The organism is Paenibacillus sp. YIM B09110 (genome assembly GCF_037167145.1).
Classification (GTDB): Bacteria; Bacillota; Bacilli; order Paenibacillales; family Paenibacillaceae; genus Pristimantibacillus.
In genome coordinates this window covers 1-18715 of the sequence record NZ_JBANSP010000037.1, presented here as the reverse complement: position 1 = coordinate 18715, position 18715 = coordinate 1, and the positions used below count along the sequence as shown (strand labels likewise).

The window sequence follows — 18715 nt, the reverse complement described above, 5'->3', positions numbered from 1 at the left end:
TATCTGGGTTATTCGTAAATAACGGCTCTAACTTCCTCGCTATCGATATTCGTCTTGTCGAACCAGACGAAACCGCTGTCGATCTTCGCCGCCACTGCCTCGCCTTTGGACGCTGCCACGGCTGCTTTGACCGTTTCATAGCCGATTCCGACCGGATTCTGCGAAATTGCCCCAGCCATCAAACCGCTCTTGATTGCGTCGATTTGCGCTTTGCCGGAATCGTAGCCAATAACGGTAATTTTTCCTTCCGCTTTCATTTCCGTTACCGCATTGATGACACCGATTGCCGATCCCTCGTTAGCGCCGAAGAACCCTTTCAGATTCGGATGCGCCTGCATAATCGCTTTGGCAAGGTCGGTCGACTTCAGATGGTCGCCGCCGCCGTATTGAATATCGACAATCTTGATGTTCGGATATTTCTCCTTGATCCGGTTCACGAAGCCGTCGCGGCGGTCGATGCCTGTGCGGCTCGTTTGGTCGTGAACGATAACCGCTATTTCTCCTTCTCCGCCAATCAGCTCGGACATCTTGTCAGCAGCCATGCCCGCTGCGGCAACGTTGTCCGTCGTGACGAGACTGGAAGGAATGTCGCTGTCCACGCCCGAGTCGAAAGCGATGATCGGAATACCGGCATCCTTCGCTTTCTGCAGCAGCGGAATGGAAGCTTGGCTGTCGAGGGCAGCGAAGCCGATTGCGCTCGGTTTCTTATCCAGCGCGACCTGCAGCATTTCCAGCTGCTTATCGACCTGCGACTCTGTTTCCGGTCCTTCGAACGTAATTTCTACGCCCAGTTCAGCAGCAGCCTTCTCCGCCCCGTTCTTCACCGCTTGCCAGAATTGATGCTGAAAGCCTTTGGATACGATCGGGATGTACATTTTCTCCGCTTGCGCATCCTTGCCGCCGTTATCCGTCTTTGGCGCAGTCGTTGCCGCCGGCTCATTGCCGTTCGAACCGCATGCGCTAATGACCATTACAATCGCGAGTACCAACATAAACAAACCTTTTTTCATTGTTCACTACCCCTTTGTTTGAATGAATGGTTATTGAATGGTTGTTGCTGTTAAGCTTTGCGCCGGCGTAAATTATCCGCATAGACAGCGAGCAAGATTACGAAGCCGACAACGACCGTCTGCCACTCCTGCGGTACGGACAGAATGCGAAGGCCATTGGTCAGGACGCTCATAATTAATGCTCCGATGACTGTACCGATGATCGTGCCCTTCCCGCCGCTAAGCGATGTGCCGCCGATGACAACCGCCGCGATTGCTTCCAGCTCGTAGCCCATACCGAGCGACGGCTGCGCCGAATTGAGGCGCGAAGCCATTAGAATGCCGGCTATACCTGTGAATAGGCCGGTAATCGTATAGATGGCGATTTTCCAATTGCGCACATTGACGCCGGAGAGGCGCGTCGCCTCTTCGTTGCTGCCGATTGCGAAGTTGTAGCGGCCGACAATCGTTCTGGAGAGCAGAAGGCTCCCGATAATCGCGGCGAGGAAGAAAATAAGAACGGCATTCGGAATATCGAAGCCGGGAATGATGGCTCCCAGCAGTGAGCCCTGTGAGATCTTCATAAATACCGGCGTCTCCGTGAAGTACACCGGCTTCGTGCCCGAGATAACAAGCGCCAGCCCTTTGGCAATCATCATCATCGCCAGCGTGGCAATGAAAGGCGGTATGCCTAACCTCGCAATAACGAGCCCGGACATCATTCCGCATACGGCCCCGGTAAGCAATCCGCCGAGGATACCGACCCACACCGGCAGCCCCCACATCGTAATGAATACCCCTGTCATGACCGAACAGAGCGTCATTACCGTACCTACCGACAGATCGATGCCGCCTGTAACGATAACGAACGTTGATCCAAGCGCGAGTACACCGATTACCGCAGTCGATAGCAGAATGCCGACCAGATTAGAGAATACGAAGAAATTGCTCGACGCGATGGAGAAAAAAACAATTAATAGAATTAAGCTGCCGAATGCCAATAATTGCTGCAGTCCGGATTGAATGGCGAACTTTGGTTTGACTCCGCCGGCCATTGTAGCATTTCTCATTGCAAGATATCCCCCTTCTGCCTGGCGCTTAGCTGACTCGATCTGTCGCATGCGTCATAATCCTTTCTTGCGAGGCATGTTGATCATTCATAAGCTCTCCCGTAATTCTGCCTTCGCACATCACAACAATACGGTGACTCAGCCGCAGAATCTCAGGCAGCTCCGAGCTGATCATAATAATCGACTTGCCCTCTGCCGCTAGACCTTCCAGCAGTTTATAAATTTCGTTCTTGGCCCCAATATCGATTCCTCGTGTCGGCTCATCGAAGATGAGAATATCGCAATCCCGCGTCAGCCATTTGCCGATAATAACTTTCTGCTGGTTGCCGCCGGACAGGAACTTCATCTTCTGTGCGATTCCCGGCGTCTTCACGCGCAAATCGTCGATGACTTGATCCGAGATACGCGCCATCCGCCTGTCGCTCATGAAGCCGAGCGCATTCTTGAATCGGCCAAGCGCCGCAAGCGCTATATTCGTCTTCACATCCATATCAAGCAGGCAGCCGTAGTGCTTCCGATCCTCGGACAAATAACCGATGCCGTGCTTTACCGCTTGATGCGGTCCGGTTATGCGCACCTTGCGGCCGTGCACATAGATTTCGCCGGCATCAATCGGATCAGCACCGAATATCGCGCGAGCTGTCTCCGTTCGGCCTGCTCCGACCAGTCCCGCGACGCCGAGAATTTCTCCCTTAGCCAGCGAGAAGTTGACATCATGAAGTACGTTCTTTCGCGACAGTCCCCGAACCTCGAGCACGTTCTCGAGCTGCTCTGCGGCTTGCTTGTCTGGCCTCGAAGGTTGATAGATTTCTCTCCCGACCATCATCGCAATGATTCGGTCGATGCTGACAGCGGCTGTATCGACGGTGTCGATATACGTACCGTCACGCATGACCGTAATCCGATCCGTAATCCGCTTCAGCTCCGCCATCCGATGGGAGATGTAAACGATGCCGACACCCTTCTCCTTCAGCTGCGCAATCATACGGAACAGCTCATCGATCTCGGAGTCGCTCAGCGCGGCCGTCGGTTCGTCCATAATGAGCACCTGAGAATCGTAAGAGATCGCTTTGATGATCTCCACCATCTGCTGCTTGGCTACCGTCAGCTTCGAGACCGGCGTCGTCGGATCAATGTCCAGCTTCATCTGCTTCAGCAGCAAGGCGGTCTGCCTATTCATCTCCTTGTCATCCAGCCAGAAGCGAAGCTTCCCTCGCGGCTCCTTGCCGATAAAAATGTTCTGGGCTACCGTCAAATCTTGAGCCAGATTAAGCTCCTGATGAATCATTCCGATTCCCAGCTTCTGGGCAGCTCTCGTATCGGCAATTTGCACCTCCTGACCTTTGTAGACGATGCTCCCTTCATCCATCCGGTAGACGCCGGTCAGCACCTTCATCATCGTCGACTTGCCCGCTCCGTTCTCGCCGACAAGCGCGTGAACCTCGCCGGCACGAAGCTCGAATCGGCAGCCCTTCAAGGCATGAACGCCGGCGAAATGCTTCTCTACGCCTTCCATGCGCACAATCGTCTGCTCCATCCCTGCCCCCTCCTTATCGCTAATTGATTCCTGATGTGTCTCTATTTTTGCATATCTTCACCGTCCCCTTACATGTGATTTCTTCCTGTAAAAGTCGAATAATTTTGGGTGTTAAACACAAAAAAACAGAACCCCCAAAAAAGGTTCTGCTAGTTCGTAACGAAGGGAAACAGCAGCTTCTGATTTTCCTCCTCGTACATATTCTGTTTTGTAATAACCAATGAGCCTGTATCGATAGACTTCGGCACCGATTTATTTCTAACTGCGTCAATGGCCGTCTTCATACTCAAATATCCCATTTGAAAAGGCCGCTGGATAACCGTCGCCTTCATAACGCCTTCGTCCAGCAGCATAATTTCGTTAACCGAGCTGTCGAAGCCGACTAATGTAACCTTGTCCTTCCCTCCAATTTCCTGGATAGCCCTGCCCGCACCAACCGTCGTCGGCTCGTTCAACCCAATGATGCCGACAACATCCTGCTGCGACTGCAAGATTTCCTTGGCCATGAGGTAAGCGTTCTGCTCCGATCCCTCCACATAATACGTAGGAAGCAATTCAATATTCGGATTGTTTCCCAATATCGAACGGACACCTTTCTCCCGATCAATGTGCGAGGCGGCATTTTTGACATAGCTGATAATAGCGACCTTGGCTTGCCCGTTAATCTGGCTTTGCATCATCTCGCCAGCCTTCTGACCGGCATTCACATTGTCCGTCGCAACGTTGCTATGGGGCGCATCGGAATTAATTCCCGAATCGACAATGATGAGCTTGATTCCTTTGCTCCTTACCTTCTCGGCTATAGGGACAAGACGGTCAAAATCATTAGCGGCAAGCACGATCGCATCCGGCTTATCCCCAATCGCCTGCTCGACGAGCGCAATCTGCTCATCGACGTCCGTTTCCGTTTTGGAACCGGTCACCTTCACATTCGCCTCGAATTCCTGGGCGGCCTCCTGAACTCCGTCGATTAGCACCTCCCAGAACTCAATCGAAGCGTCCGTCGACTTTATAATGACCGTAATATCGACCGGATCCCTGCTCGACAATCCTTGCCCCCAGTAAGCCACGCCGGCTGCGGCTATCAGCAGCAGCAAAATAATCGCCAATGTTCGTTTATACTTCCAGATCATCTTATGCCGCCTCCTATAACGGGGGATGCTTAGGCAACCGTATCGTTACCGTCGTACCTTCGCCCGGTTTGCTCGTATACGAAAGCCCGTATTGCGCGCCGAAATAAAGCTTGAGCCGCCCGTGTACATTGCCAACGCCAACGCCTTTGCCCGCTTCTCCCTCGTATTGCTGGGTCAACAGCTTAGCAAGCTTTTCCTCTTCCATCCCGTTCCCGTTGTCCTCAACGATCAGAAGCACATCAGTAGCGGTCTCTTCCGAATATATAGTAATCAGTCCGGGACCTCGCTTCATCTTAATCCCGTGATAAATCGCGTTCTCGACAATCGGCTGCAGAATCAGCTTAATCGTCTTGTACTGGCTCACCGATTCATCGGTCTCGATACGATAGTCCAGCTTGTTCTTGTAACGCATCTTCTGGATCTTCAAGTAATTCGTAATATGCTCGAGCTCCGTCTCGATCGTGACGAGCTCTTCCCCCTTGCTGATCGAGGCCCGGAACAGCTTGGCAAGCGCAGAGGTCATGAGTACGACCTCCTGTGATTTTTTGCTCTCGGCCATCCAAATGATCGAATCCAGCGTGTTATAGAGAAAATGAGGATTGATCTGCGCTTGCAGCGCGTTAATCTCGCTTCTTCGCTTCAGCTCCTGATCCCTGACGACCTGGGACATCAGCTCCTTGATTCGACCAACCATCATGTTGAACGCCCGCGCCAGCCTGCCGATCTCGATTGTCGTCGGGACGGGGACTTGAATGTCGAAGTTGCCCTTCTCCACTTCTTTCATATAGCCCTGCAGCTGCTTGATCGGCTGGCTTACCCGCTGCGACACGAACAAGGAAATGATGATCGCAATAACGATGCAGACCAGCCCAAGCACAATAATGGACAGTCGCATCTTATTCTGATTGCCGACCAGCTCGCTGACATAGGAGACGCCAACGATTTTCCACCCGAAGTCGGATTCCTGCACCGTGTACATTTTGCGGTTGCCGCCTTCTCCGCTCATGAACGTGCCGTTCTCGATTTGAAGCACCTCTTGAATCTTCTCCGTCTTCAGCTTGCTGTAGATCAACTGCTGCTGCGGGTGATAGACGATCTGTCCCTCCGAATTAACGATGAACAAATATCCTCGCTGACCCAGTCGAATGTCCTGCAGCATATCGTTCATGACGCTGAAGTTCAGGTCGATCAAGAAGATGCCGAACTTCGTTCCGCTCTCTCTGCTTGTCAGCTCCATACTCAGAGAGACAACCCAAGGATATTTATCCTTGAATACCGGCTGAACGTGTGATGGAGAAATGACGTATTCGCCCCCCGCTTCCTGAGCGCTGCGGTACCAGGTAAGACTCGGAATATCTATGAACGGGTTGAGCTCCAAATCCTTGTTGCCAGGCACGAATTGTCCATTGTAGCCAAATAGACTCACCGACGAAATATCGGCGCGCGACACAGCCATCGATTCGAGAAAATCGGCAACAGCCTGCTTGTGCTCCCGCTCCTTCTCAGGGTCGTCCTCGGCCTGCCCCGACATATACTGCTGCACATACGGGTTGCCGTCGACCAGGTCGGAAATATACTTCATGCTGTTCACGTACGATTTAATATTGTTGTTTACTTGCTTCACAAGTTCCGTCGTATAGGTCTTCGCATTCGATTGTACGGCATCCTCCGACAGGAAATAAGAAACAACGCTCATAATAACAATGGTCATCAGAATAAGCAGCACAAACGCGAGCGCCATATTCGTCTGCATGCTTCGAAAACGCAAGAAGGACGCGAGCTTCATCCTTCGCCTCCTAACATCTTGCCGCGGAATTCCGTCGGCGTATCCCCCGTATGTTTCTTGAACGCGCTGCTGAAGTATTGCGGATCGCTGTAGCCTACCGCGTAAGCGATTTCATAGCTTCGCATGGCGGTAAGCTTGAGCAGCTCCTTCGCTTTCTCCATTCGCTCGTGAATGACGTATTCCACGAACGTCTTGCCCATATTTGTTTTGAAAAGGGTGCTGAAGTAGCTCGTGCTCATGGAAATATGAGTACATACCGTCGTAAGCGAAAGCTCCGGTTCCGTATAATGCTGCTTCACGTAAGCCATCGCCTTCTCGATCTGCAGCATGCTGTGATCCTCCCGCATACTGCGGATGACCGTTACCGACTTGCCGCATAGCTCCTTCATCCAGCTCTCGAGCTCATTTAATGAAGCAAGCTGCCCCATCTCGGCAATTGGATTTCCCGCTTCCCCGAATATCGTATTCGTATCGGTTCCCATCTCGTAGAGCGTATGCATAAGCGTAAGCACGAAACGCTGCAAATAAATATAACAAACATCGAGCGAGAAAATCTGGTTCCGGAACGTGCCGAACAGCCTGCTTATCCACTCGTCCATATCCTGGGGCGTCCCCGTCTTCAGCTTCGTAATCAGCTCATTCTCCCATGCGACGGCGGACAGCATCGCCGGCTTCTCCCGCCGTTCCATGTCCGAGATACGAATGATTTCGTTCGTCCCGATAACGAAGCGGTAGACGAGCGCGGACAACGCCGATCGATGCGCAAGCGCGATGTTGTCCTCTTGCTTGCATATATGGCCGATTCCGATTGACGCTTTAAGCGGCAAATAAGCGGTAATTGCGCCATGAATCTGTTCCGCTGCTGCGCCCGCTTCCACACAGAGTGCCTCGGAATCGAAACCCGACAACAAGACAAGCACACGATTTTCGCGGTCGCGAAACACTTCCGCCCCTGGATATCTCTCCATGACTTCCTTCGTAATATTATAGATGGCGAATCGGAACAGCTCATCGTCGGAAGGCGTAGCCGGCAGCTTCAATTCAAGCTCGTCGACGTCGATGGCCAGCTCGACCAAGAACGGTCCGCTCCAGGCGATCTGAAAATAGTCATAGCTCTCGCTTCTCTGCTTCGCCGTCATCGAGGAGGTGATAAGCCGCTCAAGGAACCGCTCCTTCAGCAGCGGCATGCTTTCATTTAATTGCTGCTCCAATCGTTCGTAATCTCTTTTTTGCTTATTCTCCATATCCATCTGTCCGGCAATCCTGACGAGTATTTCTTCCATTTCCATAGCGGTTACCGGCTTCATAATGTAGTCGGCAACCTTCATCTTAAGCGCCTGCTGGGCGTACTCGAATTCATCGTACCCGGTCAGAATAATGACCTTGATGTCCGGGTAACGAACGGAGAGCTCGCGCGTCAGCTCGATGCCGTTCATGAACGGCATTCCGATATCGGTCATGACGATATCCGGCTTCTCGCGCTCGATGAATTCCAGCGCTTCAATGCCGTCCTCGCAAGTGCCCGCACAGACGAGCCCCATGCCTTCCCAATCCATGCCCTCCTGAATCGCTTCGCGAACGAGCGCTTCGTCATCCACAATCAATAGCTTATACATGGAGCCGTCACCTCAATGTCTCAGGGGTATCTTCTGCTTATATAGCTCATTATAAGGCCGTCCCCTGCTTCTGCCCATTTGTAATTATCGCTTTTTAGTTGAATTATTTCCTGAGGTTGAAGTCGGGCATTGTAACAATGCGCATATGATGGACATCTGCATAAACTAAAACAATTGAATCATATGCGCATGCGAAATACTCTCACTTGTCTCGTATGCCGTCTTGGGAGGCTTTAAGGTGAGAATGTTGCAGTGGGTAAAGCTCGGTAGCACGATACGGGTCTATTTCGGCAAGACATCCGTAGAAGGAAAATACCAAGGCATCAGGGACGATACCGTCGTGATCGTAACGGATAAAAACGCGATATTCTATGTACGCTTGGCCTCGATTACAGCTATTAAGGTATGAACGGCAAACAACCGCGCCGTCGCTCGGAGGGGCGACGGCGGGTTGCCGTTTCATTACACAGATGCAGGGATCGATTGCTGCTGTTAAGGGATTGCTACGAACGTAATTTGACGAAGAGGGATAAAAACGAGAGTACCAGTTGTTGTTGTTAAAAGAACATTTCCGTTCTCGATACCGGCAAATCGGCCAGTAAAGCTAGTGCTGTCCGTTCCAACTGTGATCATTTGTCCTAAGCTTACATTGCGAAGAATACCTAAGATCGAGTTAACTCTGGAGTTGGATCCATAGTTGTTCGAGCCAGCGCCGGCGACGGAGTTCCCATATTGTCTGCAGTTTGACATAATCTTTCACCTGCCCTTCACTTGAAGCTAATAACATACTATTCTCGTAGCTCGGAATGGCGTAGATGAATGATTTGATAGAAATGCCCAATCTCAAACCCTTATTCCATGTGAGAGAACTATGCGGACTAATAGAGGGGAAGGTCTTCTGTCCATGAAGGCGAAGCCTCCATTCGCTGTATGAGTGATGTGGTGTTCACGAACAATGCTATGGTATGCTTTGTCTATACGTTTTTTATCCCATTAAGTATGTACATATGGAGGTTATGTTAGTGAGCAACTATGGAGTACGCAGCTACGTGGACACCTATACGATCTATGAGCTGACAGAGCAAAGCACGGTATCGCGTATCATTGTATGCCCGGAGCGAGGCGGCATCGTCATCGGCTGTCAATTGAACGGCCATGAATTGTTTTATTTGGACAAGGCAACCTTCGAGCATCCGACGGCTAACATTAGAGGCGGAAATCCGATTCTGTTCCCGGTCTGCGGGCAACTGGAGAATCAATCCTACGAGTGGGACGGACAGACTTACAGCATGGCCAATCACGGCGTAGCGCGCACGTCGGCATGGGATGTTGTCGGCACGAGCGAGGAAGACGAAGCTTCCATTACGATCAGGCTGCGCAGCAACGAGCAGACGCTTGTTTCCTTCCCGTTCGAATTCGAGCTGCTGTTCACCTATGCGCTCAAGGACGGCAAGCTACATACACGCCAGCAATACCGCAATCTAAGCACGGACAGAACGATGCCGTTCTATGCCGGCTTCCACCCCTACTTTGCAATCGAGGACGGCAAGTCTCTTGTATATGATACGGATGCTACACAATATCTCGACTATAATGACAACGTCACTAAGCCTTTCGAGGGCGAATTCGATCTAGAAGGCTTGGTTGAATCCGTCACGCTGCTGGGTGCGAAGCAACGCGAGATCGCCTTCCCGGTTGCCAGCGATGTTCGCGTGAGAATGACGTATGATGATATATTCAAGTACGTCGTTCTATGGTCGGTGAACGGCAAGCCGTTCATCTGCGTCGAGCCTTGGATGGCGATGACGGGTGAGCTTAACCGCCAAGAGGAGCTTGTGCTGCTGGAGGCCGGACAGGAGCTTCGCGCTAATCTGACGATCGCTTGCGAATCGTAATACAACGCAAAAAAGGCAAACCGCGCTCTCCCGAAGCAAGCTTCGAATAGAGACGGTTTGCCTTTTTTGATTTTTCGCTTATTAGAGTTTTAGTAACCCTCGCCCTTGCCTCCGGTTACAATGGCAATGCTCGAGCTGGCGCCGATTCTTGTTGCTCCTGCCGCGAACATTTGCAGTGCGGTTTCCAAGTCTCTTACGCCTCCCGACGCCTTAACGCCCATATCCGGACCGACCGTACGACGCATAAGCGCAATATCTTCCACAGTTGCTCCGCCCTTGCCGAAACCCGTCGACGTCTTCACGAAGTCAGCTCCCGCTTGCTTGCATAGTTCGCATGCAGTTTCCTTTTCTTCATCCGTTAACAGGCCTGTCTCCAGAATCACCTTCAGCTTCGCTTTCCCCTTACATGCGGAAGCGACGCCTTCAACGTCGCGTCTCACGCCCTCGTTGTCCCCGGACTTTAACAGCCCGATATTAAGAACCATATCGACCTCTGTTGCTCCGTCCCCAATTGCTTGTTTCGCTTCGAAAGCTTTGGACGCCGTGCTTGTCGCGCCTAACGGAAAGCCGACTACTGTCGTAATTCCAACACCAGACTCGGCTAGCTCGCTAGCGGCAAGCGACACCCAGCCCGCATTCACACATACGGTTGCGAATTGATATTGCTTGGCCTCCTTGCATAGCTGTATCACTTCATTACTAGTCGCGTCCGCCTTCAGCAGCGTATGGTCAATCATTGAAGCTACTTGCTCAGGTGTATAATTCGTTTGTGCGCTCATCGTCATTCCTCCGATTCATCTAGCCTGTCCCTATTGGCGGCGTTTCGATACGTCTGCTACATCTGCTACTTATCATAATACGAACAATTCAGCGAAACAACAACGCGGCTTGCCTGCATCGCTCTGCGGTTTACATTTACTCGCGCGTTACGCTATGATAATGGTGCTGTCAAAGCATTCCAAATTGAATGAGGAGGCGTTATAGCCCAATGGACAATATGTTAGTCAAAATAAAAGAAGCGGCTGCCTACATCCGCGGCAAGCTGCAAGCACCGCCTCAGATCGGCATGATTCTTGGTTCTGGCCTAGGCGTAATGGCCGATGAAGTGAAAGACGCCATCGTCATTCCTTATGGTGAAATTCCGCATTTCCCGGTCTCGACGGTTGAGGGGCATTCCGGCGAGCTTGTAGTCGGAGAGCTGGAAGGCAAAACCGTCCTCGTCATGAAAGGCCGTTTCCACTACTATGAAGGTTATTCGATGAAAGAGGTCGTCTTCCCCGTCTATGTCATGAAGCAGCTCGGAATCGAAACGCTGCTCGTTACGAATGCGGCCGGCGGCATGAACCGCGCCTTCTCTGCCGGTGATCTCATGTTAATTACCGACCACATTAACAATACAGGCAGTAATCCTTTAATGGGAGCAAATATCGGCGAGCTTGGTCCTCGTTTCCCCGATATGTCGCAAGCGTACAACCGGGAGCTCCGTTCCATCGTTGCTGCCCAAGCCGCTGAGTTGGACATTCCATTGCAGCAGGGTGTATACGTCAGCATATCCGGACCAACGTATTGCACCCCTGCTGAGCTCGCTATGATGGCGTCATGGGGAGCCGATGCTGTGGGCATGTCAACTGCTCCCGAGGTTATCGCAGCCAACTACTGCGGCATTCGCGCAGTAGGCATTACATGCATCACGGATATGGCGATAAGCGACGAGCTTGAACCTCTCACTCATGAGCAAGTCGTTCGCGTAGCCGAGCAAGCCCGCCCGCGCTTCATTTCATTGGTCAGAGCATCCGTTCGCGCGTTCCAAGTGTAGTTGAAAAGCGCCTTGACTGCTCATTCGAGCGGCCGAGGCGCTTCTTTTGGTGTCTGCTTGGAGAAATAGCGCAAAAGTTTGTCGCTATTTCTTACGCCCGATCACCCTCCCTGTAAATAACGTAAAGAAATTTCGTTATTTATAGTCCGATCTGCCAAAATGCCCCCGTCCACCCCTGCTTTTGAAAAATAACGTAATATGTTTTCGCTATTTCGCCCCAATACATCTGATCAGATCAAAATAGAGCAAATACTTTACATTATTGATTTGACGTGCAAATAAGTCAGAATTTTCAGATAATAATAAAGGGATTTGTGGAAAAATGTAGAATATTACTGGTGGGCTTTAACCAAATATATAGATAGGGAGGATTGAGCAAATCATGCGTAAAAAGTTTAAATGGTTGACGTCAGCACTGCTCGCCAGCGCCTTGGTGCTTGGACTTATGGGCAGCGCTGCGGCTGAGGATGTGACGGAACAGACAGGGAAGCATATCACGCTGCTGCACACGAACGACATGCACGCTCGTGCCGTCGAGGCTACGAGCGGCGAGATGGGTTTCGCCAAGGTGGCCGGGATAATCGATTATTACAAGAGCAAAAATCCGAATACATTGGCCATTGATGCCGGTGATGCCATTCACGGCACGACCTTCGCAACTTTGGTCAACGGCGAAAGTGTCGTAGCCGCGATGAACAAGATGGGCTATGACGCTATGGTGCCAGGCAACCATGAGTTCAATTACGGCTCGGCGAGATTGATCGAGCTTGCCGGCAAGCTGAAGTTTCCAATGTTGAGCGCCAATATCAAAGGATTAGGCGCCAAACGGGTCTTCGAGCCGTATATCATCAAAGAAATGGACGGCGTAAAGATCGGCATCTTCGGATTATCGACTTCAGAGACGGTGTACAAGACTCATCCGAAGAACGTGGCGGGACTTCACTTCACCGACTCCGCATCGGAAGCGCAAGCTATTGTAGATGAGCTGAAGGACAAGACTGACGTCATCATTGCAGTTGGCCACCTCGGTCAGGATAAGTCCAGCTATGACACGAGTCTTCGGGTCATCAAAGCCGTAGCGGGCATCGATATCTTTGTCGATGGACACAGTCATACCGTCCTTGAAGACGGTCTTGTTGGCGACAATGGCACACTGGTTGTCAGCGCGGGCGAGTATACGAAATACGTCGGCGTCGTTGACTTTTGGGTCGAGGATGGCGCAGTCGTTAAGAAGCAAGCGACGCTTATCAACCAAGCCGAAGCAGCAGATATCGCACCGAACGCCGAAGTCGCAGAGCTTGTTGCAGCCACGCTGAAGAGCCAAGAGACGATTCTCGCAGAGCAAGTTGGCGAAACTGCCGTTGCTCTTGAAGGCGCACGAGAGAAAGTACGCGCAGGCGAGACGAACCTTGGCAACCTGGTTGCTGACGCTTTGGCCGACATCTCGGGAGCCGATGTTGCGCTTACGAACGGCGGCGGCATTCGCGCTTCAATCGATGCAGGCTCGATTACGAAAGGCGAGGTCATTACTGTACTGCCATTCGGGAATCAGATTGTGACACTCAAGGTAACCGGCGCAGACATCAAAGCTGCCCTCGAGAACGGCGTCTCTGATTATCCGAATCCGAAGGGCGCTTTCCCGCAAGTGTCCGGCGTCACTTTCAAAATCGACAAGGAAGCAGTCAAAGGAGAGCGCGTTCATTCCGTCACAATAGGCGGCAAACCATTGGCTGAAGCCGCGATATACACCCTTGCTACGAACGACTTCATAGCTGCGGGCGGCGATGAATACACCATGTTCGGCAAGTATCCGCAAGCCGGCATGTACGGCGCGCTGGATGAAGCGCTCATCGCTTATATTCAGAAGCTCGGCAAAGCAAATCCAACCATTGAGGGACGCATTACGGAAGGTGTGAAACCCGCCACTCCTTCCCCTGAGCCCGAGCCAAACCCAGAACCCAAACCTGATCCTGAACCTAAGCCAGAACCTAAGCCAGAACCGAAACCCGAGTCTGCAGTTGCATCATACATCGTTCTAAAGGGAGATACCTTATGGGAGATAGCTAGGAAATACGGAACGACATGGCAGGTGCTTCGCGATCTTAATAAGTTGACGAACGCAGACCTCATCTTCCCGGGCCAGAATATCATATTGCCTTCATAATGTAGCTTATACAAATGCAAAGAGCTGTTCCGCGAGCGGATATTAACCGCTTAGGGAACAGCTCTTTGCTTGTTAGTCGTTACATGAACACGTTGTAACTGCCTGACGTACCTTCACGAATCAAAGCGCATGTAAAATATACCCATGTATGTACATGGAAATCAGCTTCAATTCCGCACTCATTTTGCCGATTGATAATATAGGTAATAGGAACTACATCATGAAGCTGTGAAAAGAGGAATGATCCAATTGAAGCAACTAGATCCGCATCAACAAACTCCCGCAAGCGTATATCGCGCTTTCCTCCTCCAGCTCGTCTACAACTATATATTTGGCTCGGCCGTTGCCGTGCTTGGGGTCGGAGGCGTTATCATCTTCTCCACGATTAAGCTACCTGAGGGCGAGAGCTTCGTGCTAGGCCTCATCTTGATCGCCTCATTGCTTATCATGATTGCCTGCGAGCTATTCGTATTCTATCGCCACGCGAAGCCGATCCAAGCGGCATTTCTATCCGATCATCCCTCGGCGGAGCAGCTTCGCAAAGCTTACATCCAAACGCACCGTTTTCCGGTGCTCTCTCTGAAGCGGACATTCGGGCCGCATCTGCTCGGCATATCGGTTCCGGCTATTGTCATGAGCTATCTTTTCATCCGTATGGATTGGCTTTCGTTGCCCTATTATTATATCGGGCTTGCTACCGTCGGCGCGCTGCTTGTTGCCAGCATGCATGCCATGATCGAGTTTTTCCTGACGGCACGAGCGATAAGACCTGTCGTCACTTATATGCGCAACAAACATGTAGAGCTCTATGGGCAGGACCTGACGCTCGGCGGCCAAGTGTTCGCTTCGATTCGCAAGAAATTTCTGCTAAGCGCTTTTTTGATCGGTACATTGCCCTTGCTCTTGCACAGTCTTGCCGCTCAGATCAGGCTTGAAGAGCTGGACGGCAGCGGCACGTCCGCTTATTGGCAGTGGGCCGGTATCATTCTCGTCATCGGCGTCTTCTTCTCCTTGTTCGGCGCCACGCTCCTATCGCGCAATATTGAGGACCCCATCCATACGCTACAAGCTGCGATAATTGCCGTGCAGGACGGCCATTACGACATTCGGGCGGAAGATATTCATTCCGATGAATTTTCGAAGCTGACAGCTGGCTTTAACCATATGATCGACGGTCTGCGGGAGAGGGATGAACGCAATAAGCAGCTTCACCAAAGCTACTTCTTCACGCTTGCCGCCGCGCTTGACGCACGCGATACCTATACAGCGGGTCATTCGGAGCGCGTCGCCGAATATTCCGTTGCGATCGGCGAGCAGGCTGGCTGGTCGCAAGCCGAGCTTGATCTGCTGCGCAAGTCGGCTCTCCTTCATGACATCGGCAAAATCGGCATTCGTGACTCGGTGCTGCTGAAGGACGGCAAGCTAACGGACGAGGAGTTCGATCAAATTAAGGCGCACCCGGGCTTGGGCGAAAATATTTTGAAGCAAATTGAGCCTGCCGACGCAATGGCCGATCTGCTTCCGGGCGTACGCTCCCATCACGAGCGCTATGACGGATGCGGTTATCCCGACGGTATCGCAGGAGAACACATTCCGCTGCTTGGCCGCGTCATCGCCATAGCCGACGCATTCGATGCGATGACGTCGGATCGGCCGTACCGCAAAGGAATGACCCGCGAGCATGCCCTCGCGATACTGGAGGAAGGCAAAGGGACGCAGTGGGATCCCGCTTTAATCGAGCTGTTCATCCAGTCGCTGCGACAAAGCGAATAACGTAATAAAAGCTTCGCCGCCGGGCACAAGTCCATGCGTGAAGCTTTTATTTATTGGAGAAAGCCTATTTTTTGATCAGTCGGAAATCATCATAGTGGAAGCCTGGCGCAACGACGCAGGATACGAGTACCGGCTCGTCGCCGAGCGCTCTCGCCATTTGCCATTCGTTAGCCGGCACAAGCGCCTGCGGCTGGTGTCCTGCGGCAATGTCAGGTCCCACAACAATTTCCTTGCGGGTATGCGGATCAGCTTCTGTCCCTCCAAGCGTGAGCAGCAACGGGCTTCCCGAATGCCAGAACCATACTTCGTCGGAATAAACCGTGTGCCAGTCCGAGAACTCCTCAGGGTGAAGCAAGAAATAAATCGACGATGCGGCAAAACGCGGTCCGGAATACGGAGCGCCGAGCACCTGCTGCGGAATTTCAAAATTAGCTTTCCAAATTTCCTTGTACCATCCGCCTTCAACATGCGGCTTAAGATCAAGCGCCTGCACGAGCGGCGACAGCTCCTTCACTGTTGCTCCCATCCCAATCAACCTTCTCTCTACTTTGCTCTATTCTATTTGAAAACTTTCATTTATTCTATCATATCGGAATTGCCGGTTCGCTAATTAATAGCAAAAAAATCGTTGCTAATTGATCCCACAGTTATAAGCCTTGAATTGTTCACCTATTCGACCAACAAAAAAATGGAATTGTCTATGCTTTTGGTCATTTATAAGATATACTTATAAATATAGCCGCAGGAGGTGAGCAGATGAGATTGACGACAAGCATGAAGCACAACCAAGGACCCGCGTTTCGCAAACGGTTCTTTAACCTGCTTATTATTTTGCCACTGCTGCTCACTGCACTGTTTGCTTACCAAGCAGGCAACAACTTCGAGTTGACGGCCGGCTCCAGCCGGTTCAATCCTGTTGCCCGCGCAACGACCTGCGCTGCTCTGAACGGGCGCTCCCCAAGCAAGCTGCTTCAGCCTATTCGCCGCAAGCCCGCGGCTTATAAGGCATCACTTGCCGTCTTATTTGGACGGCCCGCTTATTTATCCCCCTTAAGTCTGACCATCCTGCAGCGCTTGAAGCGTTTACTGCTTAAGCCTATTAAATATACATCGGTCTACATTGGTTAGAACCCATTTTTTTGGTACAAACTACAAAAAAATGAGGAGGCAAACCCAATGAATATTAGAGAATCTGATTTGCCTGGAATCGGACGCAAATACCAGATTATTACGCGCGGAGGCGATAAGTTCGTCATTATCATTCATGATGACGGCCGACGTGAAATGTACCATTTTGACTATGAGGATCCGGATGACAGCATCTCCATGGTAACGCTCGAGGATGAAGAGGCTCGTCAGATTGCCGCTATTATCGGCGGTATGACTTACAAGCCGAAGGCGCTCGAGACGATTGAAGTAGCGCTGGATGATCTAACGATCGAATGGTACAAAATCGAGCCAAACGCCGCTTGCATCGGCAAGACGATCGGCGAAGCGAATATTCGCCAAACGACCGGCGCGACTATAATTGCTGCTGTCGAGAAGGAAGCTAAGCATATTAACCCAGGTCCCGACTATATTTTCAAAGCAGACTCGACCCTTATTGTGGCTGGTGAACGGCAGAACCTTAAGCAGCTTAAGCTCATGCTCCAAAACGGGAGTCGTTAATTATGGACCACATGGTGCTGGAGATCGGTCTCGCCGTTATACTCATCGCCTTGGTCGGGCTGTTAGCTTCAAAAATTCGTTTTTCGGTTATTCCTTTTTATATATTGATCGGTATGGCTGTAGGGCCTCATGCGCCTCACTTCGGCATACTAGACTTCAGATTCATTCACAGCGCTGAATTAATTGAATTCATGGGACGCCTCGGCGTGCTCTTCCTGTTATTCTATCTAGGTCTCGAGTTCTCGGTTGGCCGATTGATGAAGTCGGGCAAAGCAATCGCCGTTGGCGGAACGATCTATATTTTAATCAACTTTTCACTCGGCTTATTGTTCGGATGGGTGAACGACTTTCCTATCGAGGAAACGATGGTCATTGCAGGTATTACAACCATCTCATCCAGCGCGATAGTAGCCAAAGTTCTCGTCGACTTGAAGAGGACGGCGAACCCGGAGACAGAGATGATTCTCGGGATCATTATGTTCGAGGATATTTTCCTCGCGGTGTATATATCCGTATTGTCAGGTCTTGTGCTCAGCGACTCCTCGTCGCTCGGCGGTGTGCTGCTCTCAGCCTCCTATGCGCTCGGATTCATGCTGTTATTCCTCATTATCGGCAGGAAAGCTGCCCCGCTGCTTAACAAGCTGTTCAATATTCGCTCCAACGAATTGTTTCTGCTGATGGTCTTCGGCTTCTTGTTTCTTGTTGCCGGTTTCTCCGAGACGATCCATGTCGCAGAAGCGATCGGCGCATTGCTAGTCGGCCTCGTATTAGCGGAGACGACGCATATGAAACGGATCGAGCATATGATTCTGCCGTTCCGCGACTTCTTCGGCGCATTGTTCTTCTTCAGCTTCGGTCTTACGATCGACCCGCTCGCACTCGGCGGCGCGGTATGGCTGTCGCTCGGCGCTGTCGGCATTACGCTGCTCGGCAACTTCGTTGCAGGCATGTTCGCGGGCAAGAGCGCCGGACTGTCGCCTAAGGCATCGTCCAACATCGGACTTACGATCGTGTCGCGCGGCGAATTCTCGATCATTATGGCTAATCTGGGCAAAGCCGGCGGCTTGATGGAGCTGCTGCAGCCGTTCGCTGCGTTGTACGTGCTGATCCTCGCCATATTAGGTCCGCTGCTCACCAAGGAGTCTAAGCTGATCTATAGAGGGCTGAACATGATATTCCGCTGGGAGAAGCGGAAGCTCGTGAAAGAGCCCGATCCCCCTGCCCCGCAAGGCGGCAAAGGGTAAGTATAGAGGCGGGCGCGGCAGGTC

16 protein-coding genes are annotated in these 18715 nt (G+C 51.6%); 8 read left to right on the top strand and 8 right to left on the bottom strand.

From position 1 onward, the window contains the following. Positions 1-8: 8 nt before the first annotated feature. The 6 genes from V8F51_RS29230 to V8F51_RS29205 form a co-directional block, all read right to left on the bottom strand. On the bottom strand, positions 9-1010 hold the full coding sequence (locus tag V8F51_RS29230; RefSeq protein WP_337104042.1) for an ABC transporter substrate-binding protein: 1002 nt from the start codon (positions 1008-1010) through the stop codon (positions 9-11). A gap of 50 nt (positions 1011-1060) precedes the next feature. Further along, the gene (locus V8F51_RS29225) at positions 1061-2059 is read right to left on the bottom strand and encodes an ABC transporter permease (protein WP_337104041.1); all 999 of its coding nucleotides are present in this window, start codon (positions 2057-2059) and stop codon (positions 1061-1063) included. 28 nt (positions 2060-2087) lie between these two features. Next, on the bottom strand, positions 2088-3596 hold the full coding sequence (locus V8F51_RS29220; protein WP_337104040.1) for a sugar ABC transporter ATP-binding protein: 1509 nt from the start codon (positions 3594-3596) through the stop codon (positions 2088-2090). 149 nt (positions 3597-3745) lie between these two features. Next, positions 3746-4729 (bottom strand): substrate-binding domain-containing protein, encoded by a 984-nt coding sequence (locus V8F51_RS29215; RefSeq protein ID WP_337104039.1) that lies wholly within the window; start codon positions 4727-4729, stop codon positions 3746-3748. A gap of 13 nt (positions 4730-4742) precedes the next feature. Next, positions 4743-6515, bottom strand: a complete 1773-nt coding sequence (locus tag V8F51_RS29210) for a cache domain-containing sensor histidine kinase (protein WP_337104038.1) — start codon at positions 6513-6515, stop codon at positions 4743-4745. Next, positions 6512-8131 (bottom strand): response regulator, encoded by a 1620-nt coding sequence (locus V8F51_RS29205; protein ID WP_337104037.1) that lies wholly within the window; start codon positions 8129-8131, stop codon positions 6512-6514. Before V8F51_RS29205 ends, V8F51_RS29210 begins: the two co-directional genes overlap by 4 nt. 238 nt (positions 8132-8369) lie before the next feature. Between V8F51_RS29205 and V8F51_RS29200 the strand changes: the two genes are divergently transcribed. Together V8F51_RS29200 and V8F51_RS29195 are read left to right on the top strand one after the other, a co-directional pair. Continuing rightward, positions 8370-8540: a hypothetical protein gene (locus tag V8F51_RS29200; protein WP_442956508.1), complete on the top strand. Its 171-nt coding sequence runs from the start codon at positions 8370-8372 to the stop codon at positions 8538-8540. A 613-nt stretch (positions 8541-9153) separates the two neighbouring features. After that, positions 9154-10026, top strand: a complete 873-nt coding sequence (locus V8F51_RS29195) for an aldose epimerase family protein (RefSeq protein WP_442956507.1) — start codon at positions 9154-9156, stop codon at positions 10024-10026. An 89-nt stretch (positions 10027-10115) separates the two neighbouring features. Here the strand turns inward: V8F51_RS29195 and deoC are convergent, their stop codons facing one another. Beyond that, positions 10116-10805 (bottom strand): deoxyribose-phosphate aldolase, encoded by a 690-nt coding sequence (deoC, locus tag V8F51_RS29190; protein ID WP_337104035.1) that lies wholly within the window; start codon positions 10803-10805, stop codon positions 10116-10118. Positions 10806-11014: 209 nt separating this feature from the next. On the opposite strand from deoC, the gene V8F51_RS29185 reads away from it, so the two are divergent. The 3 genes from V8F51_RS29185 to V8F51_RS29175 all read left to right on the top strand — a co-directional run bounded on the left by V8F51_RS29185 (position 11015) and on the right by V8F51_RS29175 (position 15779). Then, positions 11015-11842: a purine-nucleoside phosphorylase gene (locus V8F51_RS29185; protein ID WP_337104034.1), complete on the top strand. Its 828-nt coding sequence runs from the start codon at positions 11015-11017 to the stop codon at positions 11840-11842. Between the two features lie 382 nt (positions 11843-12224). Further along, complete coding sequence (locus V8F51_RS29180) at positions 12225-14006, top strand: 5'-nucleotidase C-terminal domain-containing protein (RefSeq protein WP_337104033.1); 1782 nt, start codon at positions 12225-12227, stop codon at positions 14004-14006. 249 nt (positions 14007-14255) lie between these two features. After that, positions 14256-15779: an HD-GYP domain-containing protein gene (locus V8F51_RS29175; protein ID WP_337104032.1), complete on the top strand. Its 1524-nt coding sequence runs from the start codon at positions 14256-14258 to the stop codon at positions 15777-15779. A gap of 64 nt (positions 15780-15843) precedes the next feature. On the opposite strand, the gene V8F51_RS29170 is transcribed toward V8F51_RS29175, so the two are convergent. Further along, positions 15844-16305 carry a cupin domain-containing protein gene (locus tag V8F51_RS29170; RefSeq protein WP_337104031.1) on the bottom strand — a complete coding sequence of 154 codons (462 nt, stop codon included), beginning with the start codon at positions 16303-16305 and terminating at the stop codon, positions 15844-15846. A 230-nt stretch (positions 16306-16535) separates the two neighbouring features. Here V8F51_RS29170 and V8F51_RS29165 point away from each other — a divergent pair, with 230 nt between their 5' ends. The 3 genes from V8F51_RS29165 to V8F51_RS29155 are packed head-to-tail and all read left to right on the top strand — an operon-like array spanning position 16536 to position 18691. Next, positions 16536-16907: a hypothetical protein gene (locus tag V8F51_RS29165; protein ID WP_337104030.1), complete on the top strand. Its 372-nt coding sequence runs from the start codon at positions 16536-16538 to the stop codon at positions 16905-16907. A 48-nt stretch (positions 16908-16955) separates the two neighbouring features. After that, complete coding sequence (locus tag V8F51_RS29160) at positions 16956-17447, top strand: cation:proton antiporter regulatory subunit (protein ID WP_337104029.1); 492 nt, start codon at positions 16956-16958, stop codon at positions 17445-17447. Between the two features lie 2 nt (positions 17448-17449). After that, a complete protein-coding gene (locus tag V8F51_RS29155) occupies positions 17450-18691 on the top strand; it encodes a cation:proton antiporter (protein ID WP_337104028.1) in 1242 nt (413 codons plus the stop codon). Positions 18692-18715 lie beyond the last annotated feature (24 nt).

Coding starts and splice junctions, on each gene's coding strand:
- V8F51_RS29230 (WP_337104042.1), bottom strand. CDS start 1,010: ATGAAAAAAGGTTTGTTTATGTTGGTACTCGCGATTGTAATGGTCATT.
- V8F51_RS29225 (WP_337104041.1), bottom strand. CDS start 2,059: ATGAGAAATGCTACAATGGCCGGCGGAGTCAAACCAAAGTTCGCCATT.
- V8F51_RS29220 (WP_337104040.1), bottom strand. CDS start 3,596: ATGGAGCAGACGATTGTGCGCATGGAAGGCGTAGAGAAGCATTTCGCC.
- V8F51_RS29215 (WP_337104039.1), bottom strand. CDS start 4,729: ATGATCTGGAAGTATAAACGAACATTGGCGATTATTTTGCTGCTGCTG.
- V8F51_RS29210 (WP_337104038.1), bottom strand. CDS start 6,515: ATGAAGCTCGCGTCCTTCTTGCGTTTTCGAAGCATGCAGACGAATATG.
- V8F51_RS29205 (WP_337104037.1), bottom strand. CDS start 8,131: ATGTATAAGCTATTGATTGTGGATGACGAAGCGCTCGTTCGCGAAGCG.
- deoC (WP_337104035.1), bottom strand. CDS start 10,805: ATGAGCGCACAAACGAATTATACACCTGAGCAAGTAGCTTCAATGATT.
- V8F51_RS29185 (WP_337104034.1), top strand. CDS start 11,015: ATGGACAATATGTTAGTCAAAATAAAAGAAGCGGCTGCCTACATCCGC.
- V8F51_RS29180 (WP_337104033.1), top strand. CDS start 12,225: ATGCGTAAAAAGTTTAAATGGTTGACGTCAGCACTGCTCGCCAGCGCC.
- V8F51_RS29170 (WP_337104031.1), bottom strand. CDS start 16,305: ATGGGAGCAACAGTGAAGGAGCTGTCGCCGCTCGTGCAGGCGCTTGAT.
- V8F51_RS29165 (WP_337104030.1), top strand. CDS start 16,536: ATGAGATTGACGACAAGCATGAAGCACAACCAAGGACCCGCGTTTCGC.
- V8F51_RS29160 (WP_337104029.1), top strand. CDS start 16,956: ATGAATATTAGAGAATCTGATTTGCCTGGAATCGGACGCAAATACCAG.
- V8F51_RS29155 (WP_337104028.1), top strand. CDS start 17,450: ATGGACCACATGGTGCTGGAGATCGGTCTCGCCGTTATACTCATCGCC.